Below are 7864 nucleotides of genomic sequence, written 5' to 3'. Positions count from 1 at the left end.
TCCCGCCTCCCCTGCCGGGTGGGCGGGGAGGCGGGAGGTGCCACCGGGCCGGAGAGCTCCGGGCAGCCTTGAAGGCTATACCCGGGCTATGTGCTCCGTCCAGCGGCCGCCGCGATCCGGCGGTTCCCCCCGCCTCCGCCGTCAGCGGACGCGGACCGAGAGGCAGGTGACGCAGCCCTCGAGCTTCTCGAACTCCGAGACGTCCACGGTGAGGACGCGGTAGCCCAGGCTCCGCAGCAGCTCGGCGCTCCGGGGAGCGGAGGCGGCCATCAGGAGGGTGTCGTCGTCGAGGACGACCACGTGGGCGCCCGCCTCCTCGGGCATCGGCAGGAAGGAGGGGAACAGGCGCGGCTCGTCGACGACCGGCTCCCAGCCGATGACCGTGCCGTCGGGCAGCGCGGTCACGGCGCTCTTGAGGTGCAGCACCTTGGTCAGCGGGACCGCGACGACGTCGTACCCGCGGGGGCGGAGGATCGCGCGCAGCTGGGCTACCCCCGCCGCGTCGGTCCGGCCTCCGCGGCCGACGTAGACCGTCGATCCCACCTTGAGGACGTCGCCGCCGTCGAGCGTGCCCGGCTCCTCGATGCGGTCGACCGTCAGGCCGAGGGCGCGGACGGCCTCCTCGGCGCCTGCCGTCTCTCCGCGGCGGGACTCCGCTCCGGACCGGGCGATCACGGCGTGGTCGCCGAAGACGACGACCGCGTCCTCGAGGAAGACGGAGTCGGCGAGTCCGGGCGCCGGTGCGGCCTCGACCGTCTCCCAGCCGGCCCGCTCGAGCAGGTCGACGTACGCCTCCCACTGCTGCTGGGCGCGCTGCTGGTCGACGGGGACGCGCTCGAGGTGGGTGAGCTCGCCCGCCGAGAGGTCGGCGGCCGGGGCCCGGACGATCGCGATGCGGCGGTCGGTGACGACGGCGGCCGGCGCGCCCGTGGTGCGGAGGCGGTTCCAGAGCGCGCGGCCGACGCTCGCCGCCGAGACGGTGAACGCGAGCAGGAAGACGAGGTTGAGTCCGGCGAAGGTCTGGAAGATGGAGGCCCAGACGGCGCCCGTGACGGCCTCGCCGGTGGCGCTGGCTTGGACGAGCGTGCCGAACACGGCTCCGACCACACCCGCGACGAGTCCCGCGAGGGCGGCGCTCCAGGTGCGTCCGAGCATCCCCGCGACGGCGAGGACGAGGACGACCACGAAGCCGAGCACGCTCGAGAGCAGGAAGTAGGCGTTGACCTGCGGGATGGAGCCGGGCTGCAGCTGGTTGCCGATGAAGAAGGCCAGCAGGTTGGCGAGGTGCGCCACGAGCGCGGTCGCCGCGGCGGCGAGCAGCGCGACGAGGATCCGGCGGCCCGTCCCGGGCGCGCGGTCCCGGTTCGGGGCGATCGTGGTCGCGGCGGTCGGGGTGTCGGGAGTGGACGCGGGCGTCGAGTCGGAAGGCACCCGGTGACCCTACGCGCCCCCGCCCGCGCCTCGCCTGTCGATCCCCTAGCAGCCCCCTAAGAGCCGCCCACCGCACCGCAGAGCGGTTTCAGCGGGCCTTGCGTGCCCGGCGATGCCCGCGACCCGCGACGCCCCCACTCCCTGGAACGCCTCACGTCGCGAAGCCGACCGCACCCCGCCGCGCGAGCAGCGGCCGGGAAGACGCCCGCCGCAAGGCAGAGCCGACTCAGCGGGGATCGCGTGCCAAGCGATTCCCGCGACCGGCGACGCACCCCGCTCCACGGAACGCTCCGTGTCGCGAAGCCGACCGCGCCCCGCAGGATGCGGCCGGGAAGACGAGCACCGCAAGGCAGAGCCGGTTCAGCGGGAATCGCGTGCCAAGCGATTCCCGCGACCGGCGACGCACCCCGCTCTACGGAACGCACCCCGTCGCGAAGCCGACCGCGCCCCGCCGCGCAGGGAGCGGCGGGGAGATCGAACACCACTTCTTCCACCGAGTGACGGGCGCGGAGCGCCCGTCACTCAGTGGAAGAAGTGCCGCTCCCCCGTCGTGTACATCGTGACGCCGGCGCGGGCGGCCGCGTCGATGACCTCGGCGTCGCGGACGGAGCCGCCGGGCTGGACGACGGCCTTCACGCCGGCGGCGAGGAGCACCTCGAGGCCGTCGGCGAAGGGGAAGAACGCGTCGGAGGCGGCGACGGTGCCGGGGGCGCGGTCGCCGGCGCGGGTGACGGCGAGGTGGCAGGAGTCGACGCGGTTGACCTGACCCATGCCGACGCCGACGGAGGCGCCGCCCTTGGCGAGGAGGATCGCGTTCGACTTGACGGCGCGGCAGGCCTTCCACGCGAACTCGAGGTCGAGCATCGTGTCGGCGTCGGCGGGCTCGCCGGCGACGAGCTGCCAGCCGGAGCTGACCTCGCCGGGGCCGCCGATGAAGCGGTCCGGCTCCTGCAGCAGCAGGCCGCCGGAGATCTGCTTGAACTCGCGCTCGACGGGGGCGTAGAAGTCGGGGAGCTGCAGCAGGCGCAGGTTCTTCTTGGTCTTCAGCACCTCGAGCGCCTCGGGCTCGAAGCCGGGGGCGACGAGCACTTCGGTGAAGATCTCCTTCACCGTCTCGGCCATGGCGAGGGTGACGGGCCGGTTCGCGGCGATGACGCCGCCGAAGGCCGACACCGGGTCGCACTCGTGGGCGCGGCGGTGGGCGGAGGCGATGAGGTCGATCGCCTTCGAGCTCGCGATCGCGATGCCGCAGGGGTTCGCGTGCTTGATGATCGCGACGGCGGGGAGCACGAAGTCGTAGGCCGCGCGGACGGCCGCGTCGGCGTCGACGTAGTTGTTGTAGGACATCTCCTTGCCGTGCAGCTGCGTCGCCTGCGCGATGCCGGTGCCGTCGGGAGAGACGTAGAGGGCCGCCTTCTGGTGCGAGTTCTCGCCGTAGCGGAGGACCTGCTGCAGGGTCCCGCGGATCTCGACCGAGCCCTCGACGCCCTCGGCCGCCTCCTGCCCGGCGAACCAGGCGGCGACGGCGGAGTCGTAGGAGGCGGTGTGCGCGAAGGCGCGGGCCGCCAGGGTGCGGCGCGCGGCGAGCGTCGTGCCGCCGTCGGCGAGGGCGGTCGCGATCCCGGAGTAGTCGGCCGGATCGACGACGATCGCGACGTTCGCGTGGTTCTTCGCGGAGGCGCGGACGAGGGCCGGGCCCCCGATGTCGATGTTCTCGACCACGGTCGCCGCGTCGGCGCCGCCGGCGACGGTCTCGCGGAACGGGTACAGGTTCACCACGACCAGCTCGAACGCGGCGATGTCGAGCTGCTCCAGCTGCTCGCGGTGCGAGGCGAGCCTCAGGTCGGCGAGGATGCCCGCGTGCACGGCCGGGTGCAGCGTCTTCACGCGGCCGTCGAGCGACTCCGGGAACCCGGTGACGGCCGAGACGTCGGTGACCTCGTGGCCGGCGCCGCGGAGGGTCGCTGCGGTCGAGCCGGTGGAGACGAGCTCGACGCCGGCCGCGGCGAGCGCCGCTCCGAGCTCGAGCAGGCCGGTCTTGTCGCTGACCGAGATCAGCGCCCGGCGGACGGGGACCCGGTCGCGGTCGTCGTAGATGCTGGGGTCGTGGGCGGTGATGCTCATGCGCGGGCGAGCTCCTCGAGGTCGACGGTTCCGTGGGCGATGTCGAGCACCGTCTGCACCAGCAGGCGACGCTCGATGGTCTTGATGCGCTCGTGCAGCGCGTCCTCGCTCTCGCCGGGGAGCACGGCGAGGCTCTCCTGGGCGATGACGGGTCCCGTGTCGACGCCGGTGTCGATCACGTGCACGGTGACGCCGGTCTCGGTCGCGCCGGCGGCGAGGGCGTCACGGACGGCGTGGGCGCCGGGGAAGAGGGGCAGCAGGGCGGGATGCGTGTTGATCATCCGCGGGCTGAGCGCGTCCACCACCACGGGCGGCAGGATGCGCATGAAGCCCGCGCAGACGACGAGGTCGGGCTCCCACTCCCGGATGCGCCCGAGCAGGGCGGCGCCCCACTCGTCGCGGGAGGAGAAGTCGCGCGGCGCGACCGTGAAGGCGGGGACTCCGCGCTCCTCGGCGTGGCGGAAGCCCTCGGCGTCGGTGTCGCTGCCGACCGCGACGATGCGGGCGGGGAAGCCCTCGTCGCCGGTGGCGTCCAGCAGGGCGCGGAGGTTCGATCCGCCGCCGGAGAGGAGCACGACCAACTTCAGCACTGCGCAAGTCTAGGGGGACGCCTCCGCCGGCGTCAGCCGCGTCGGCTGCGGCCCGCGGCGAGGCCCAGGCCCGCGGCCAGCGCGAGCTCGAGGGCGGCGACCGCCCCGACGACGAGCGGGTCCGGGCCCACCTGGGCGAGCCGCCCGGGCCCGGCGGCGCCCGCCGAGAACCAGGCGAGGAGCCCGAGCAGCAGGCCGCCGACCACGCCGATCCCGCCGGCCGCGGCGGCACCCCAGCGCAGCAGCGAGCGTCCGTCGAGCGCCTCGATCACGCCGCGCCGCAGCCGCCATCCCGCGGCGAACCCGGCGAGCAGCGGAACGAGCAGTCCGAGGAATCCGAAGGCCGAGTCCCCTGCGGGCAGTGCGGCGAGGACCGGGATCGACGGAATCGGTCCGAGCAGCGTTCCGGCCGCGCTCACGGAGGAGCCGGTGCCGAGGGCGAAGCCCGGGCCGATCAGCCAGCTCGCCGCCCAGATCACCAGGTTCGGGAGGAACGCGAGCTGCCCGAGAGTGAGGGCCAGGCCGCCGAGCGCCTCGGCGCCGAGGCTCTCGTAGAGCGCGACGACCGAGGTGTAGTGCACGACCAGCAGCACGGCGACGAGCACCGCCGCGACTCCGACCACGCCGGCCGCGGCGAGCGCTCCCCCGCGCAGCGACGCGAGGACGAGCCCAGGCCCCGGCGCGGGGACGCGGTCGAGCGCGGAGGCGGCCAGCTCGCCGAGGGGGTCGGCCTCGTCGCTGCGGGCGGAGTGGAGCGCTGCTCCGACGAGCACCCCCAGCGCGAAGACGAGCGGCGGCAGCAGCGTCCCCTGCAGGGGATCGACGGTGGCGGCCGGGTCCGCGGATCCGAGCGAGACCAGGAGCGCGATCGCCAGGTAGGTCGCGATCGCGACGAGGACGCCGATGGCCCGGAACGGCGACTCCTGGGCGCGGCGGCCGGTACGCGCGCCGAGCAGCACGGTGAGGAGTGCGAAGGCCAGCGGAGCGATCGTCACCGGGAAGGCGTCCGCGCCTCCGGGCAGCGCGACGGCGAGGGCGGAGTCGGGGGCCAGCGCCGCCTGCAGGTCGGCCCCGTGGCCGAGCAGCCAGGCGTCGGCGGCGACCCGCCAGAACACGCCGAAGTCGACCGTCGTGTCGTACTGCACGGCCCAGAGGACGGTCAGCGGGACGAGCGGGATCGCGATCCCGATCAGCGCCGACAGCGCGGCGTCGAAGGCGGCGAGGAGGGCGACGGTGATCCGGTTCATGGGCCTGACGAGCCTAGCGGCGGCGCGCTCGGAGGCGGGTCAGGGGCGCGCCGCCCGGCCCTCTAGTGTCGGAGCCATGACGGGGACCTCGGACGCACGGACGGAGCGCGGCCTGGACCGCCTCGTGAACTTCTCCGACGCCGTCGTCGCCATCGCCATCACGTTCCTCGTCCTCCCCCTCGTCGACGTGGTCGAGGAGGGCCGCGCGGCCGATCTGGGGTCCCTCCTCACAGGTCACTACGGCACCCTCTCCGCCTTCTTCATCACGTTCGCCGTGATCGGACGGCTCTGGGCGGTCCACCACTCCGTCTTCGAGGGCGTGGCCCGGTACTCGCCCGCGCTCGTCGTCGCGAACTTCGTCTGGCTGGCCGCGGTCGTCCTGCTCCCCTTCGCGGCGAACCTGATCTCGAACGTGCTCGACACCGACGGCAGCGTCATCGCGCTCTACATCGGCACGATGATCGCGGCGAGCGCGGCGACCCTCGCGATGCAGCTCATCGTGCGCCGCGATCCGGATCTCCTGGCCCCGGGGGCGGAGCCGCGGCGCTCCCTCTCGAGGTCGCTGATCGTGATCGGCGTCCTCCTCGCGGCCCTCGTGCTCGCCGTCGCGGTGCCGGCCGTCAACATGTTCGCGCTCCTGCTGCTCCTGCTCTCGGGTCCAATCGAGCGCCTGGTGCACCGCGGTCGCCCCGGGGGACGAGCGGCCCACCGCCGGACGGAGCGCGGGCTCGACCGGCTCGTCAACTTCTCGGACGCGACCGCCGCCATCGCCATCACCGTCCTCGTCCTGCCGCTGGTGCAGCTGGCTCCCGAGGTCGCCCGGGAGGGCGGCGGAGTCCCGGCGCTGCTCGCGGAGCACCTGGACTCGGTCCTCGCCTTCGCGCTCTCCTTCGCGGTCATCGCCGTCTTCTGGATCCCCCACCACCGCGTCTTCGAGATCGCCGGGGACTACGACGGCGCCCTGGTGTGGCTGGACCTGCTGTGGCTGGCCGCGCTGGCGTTCTTCCCGTTCTCGACGAGCGCGCTGGCGCTGTTCCCGGACTCCCGGGCGACGATCGGGCTCTACATCGGCACGATGGCCGCGATGAGCGGGGCGCTGGTCCTGATCGAGCTGCGCCTCTCCCTGCACCCGGAGCTCAGGCGGCCCGGCGCAGGGCCCCTGCCGCTCGCGCCCGCCCTGCTGCCCTTCGCGCTGCTCCTCGTCGCACTGGCGCTGGCGCTGCTGGTCCCGTCGGTCGGGCTCTGGTGGCTGCTCCTGCTCCTGCTGCAGCGGCCCGTCCGGGCACTGCTCGCGCGGCGCTGATCCTCAGGCGCCGGGCGTCCAGCCCAGCTGCGGGGCGATGCGCTCGGCGACGGCGCGCAGGATGCGCCGGTGCGGCTCCACCCCGCCGACCGCCGGGAGCGTCACCGTGAGCGCGTCCGCCTCCGCGAGCGCCGGATCCGCGGCGAGCGATGCGACGATCCGCTCCGGGCTCCCGACGTGGAGGGGGCTGAAGCGCATCGGGGCGGCGATGATCGACCGGTCGGCCGTGCGGGGGCGGCCCTCGTCGTCCATCCGCGCGAGGTAGCCCTCGATGAAGGGGCGGTGCGCCTCCTCGTCGGCGGCGTCGAGCAGCGGCAGCACGATCCGGCCCGCCGTCACCCTCGACGTGCGCCCCGGGTGCGCTGCGGCGAAGGCCTCGCGGTAGGCGCGGATCTGCACCGCCTGCTGCTCGGCGAACGGCAGGCCCGTCTCCTCCGTGTTGAGCGTGGACACCTGCAGGTGCATGCCCTGCTCGCCTGCCCGGACCGCGGAGGACACCGTTCCCGCCCCGTACCAGAGCCGGTCGGCGAGGCCGGGCGCGTGCGGCTGCTGAACCAGCGGAGCGCCGACCGGGACCGACATCAGGGCCGACTCCGCGACGCCGAGCACGGCGCCCGAGAGCGCCTCGCGGAGTCGCGCGATGCGCTCCTGCGCCTCCTCGCGGAAGTCGCGCTCGGCCTGCCCGAACACCCCGTCGAAGACGGAGGAGAGATGCGCGAAGCCGCTGCTGACGCCGAGGTCGAGGCGTCCGCCCGAGAGCAGGTCCACGGTCGCGGCGTCCTCGGCGAGGCGCACGGGCGACTCGTAGCGGGCGCCGATGACCGCGGTCCCGAGGCGGAGGCGGCGGGTCCGCTGGGAGGCGGCCGCGAAGAAGGTCATCGGAGACGCGAGGTAGCGCTCGAAGTGCCGCACGCGGACCCAGCCGGTGCCGTAGCCGAGATCCTCGGCGAGCTCGAGCAGGGCCAGCCCGTCCTCGAGGCTCCGCGCGGCGTCGCCGGGCTGCTCGGGGCCCTCCGGGTACGGCACGAAGGTCAGCAGGTCGAGTCCGAGGCGGCGGGTCACGCTGCGACGCTACTCCGGCCGGACCCGCCCCGACGACGGAACGGACGGCGCCGCCCGCCGGAGCAGGGGCACCGTCCGTTCCGACGGTGGTGCGGGGAGGACGGGCG

At 74.4% G+C, this 7864-nt stretch carries 6 protein-coding genes; 1 reads left to right on the top strand and 5 read right to left on the bottom strand.

Annotation, left to right across the window (positions count from 1 at the left end; genetic code table 11):
- Window positions 1-141: 141 nt before the first annotated feature.
- From ddaH to C5C35_RS15080, 4 genes are all read right to left on the bottom strand, one after another.
- Window positions 142-1431 carry a dimethylargininase gene (gene ddaH / locus C5C35_RS17385; RefSeq protein WP_308470801.1) on the bottom strand — a complete coding sequence of 430 codons (1290 nt, stop codon included), beginning with the start codon at window positions 1429-1431 and terminating at the stop codon, window positions 142-144.
- A 522-nt stretch (window positions 1432-1953) separates the two neighbouring features.
- Window positions 1954-3555 carry a bifunctional phosphoribosylaminoimidazolecarboxamide formyltransferase/IMP cyclohydrolase gene (purH, locus tag C5C35_RS15090; protein ID WP_104263489.1) on the bottom strand — a complete coding sequence of 534 codons (1602 nt, stop codon included), beginning with the start codon at window positions 3553-3555 and terminating at the stop codon, window positions 1954-1956.
- Window positions 3552-4145 (bottom strand): phosphoribosylglycinamide formyltransferase, encoded by a 594-nt coding sequence (gene purN / locus C5C35_RS15085; RefSeq protein WP_104224933.1) that lies wholly within the window; start codon window positions 4143-4145, stop codon window positions 3552-3554. The genes purH and purN overlap by 4 nt, the downstream gene beginning before the upstream one ends.
- Before the next feature lie 32 nt (window positions 4146-4177).
- Window positions 4178-5392 (bottom strand): DUF6350 family protein, encoded by a 1215-nt coding sequence (locus tag C5C35_RS15080; protein ID WP_104227293.1) that lies wholly within the window; start codon window positions 5390-5392, stop codon window positions 4178-4180.
- 76 nt (window positions 5393-5468) lie between these two features.
- Here C5C35_RS15080 and C5C35_RS15075 point away from each other — a divergent pair, with 76 nt between their 5' ends.
- The gene (locus C5C35_RS15075) at window positions 5469-6695 is read left to right on the top strand and encodes a TMEM175 family protein (protein ID WP_181133780.1); all 1227 of its coding nucleotides are present in this window, start codon (window positions 5469-5471) and stop codon (window positions 6693-6695) included.
- A gap of 3 nt (window positions 6696-6698) precedes the next feature.
- On the opposite strand, the gene C5C35_RS15070 is transcribed toward C5C35_RS15075, so the two are convergent.
- Window positions 6699-7757: an LLM class flavin-dependent oxidoreductase gene (locus tag C5C35_RS15070; RefSeq protein WP_104263487.1), complete on the bottom strand. Its 1059-nt coding sequence runs from the start codon at window positions 7755-7757 to the stop codon at window positions 6699-6701.
- Between the last annotated feature and the right edge of the window lie 107 nt (window positions 7758-7864).

This window comes from Rathayibacter sp. AY1F8 (assembly GCF_002932165.1).
In the GTDB taxonomy this organism is placed as follows: domain Bacteria; phylum Actinomycetota; class Actinomycetes; order Actinomycetales; family Microbacteriaceae; genus Rathayibacter.
This window is presented reverse-complemented; position numbering and strand designations above follow the sequence as displayed.

Coding starts and splice junctions, on each gene's coding strand:
- purH (WP_104263489.1), bottom strand. CDS start 3,555: ATGAGCATCACCGCCCACGACCCCAGCATCTACGACGACCGCGACCGG.
- C5C35_RS15080 (WP_104227293.1), bottom strand. CDS start 5,392: ATGAACCGGATCACCGTCGCCCTCCTCGCCGCCTTCGACGCCGCGCTG.
- C5C35_RS15075 (WP_181133780.1), top strand. CDS start 5,469: ATGACGGGGACCTCGGACGCACGGACGGAGCGCGGCCTGGACCGCCTC.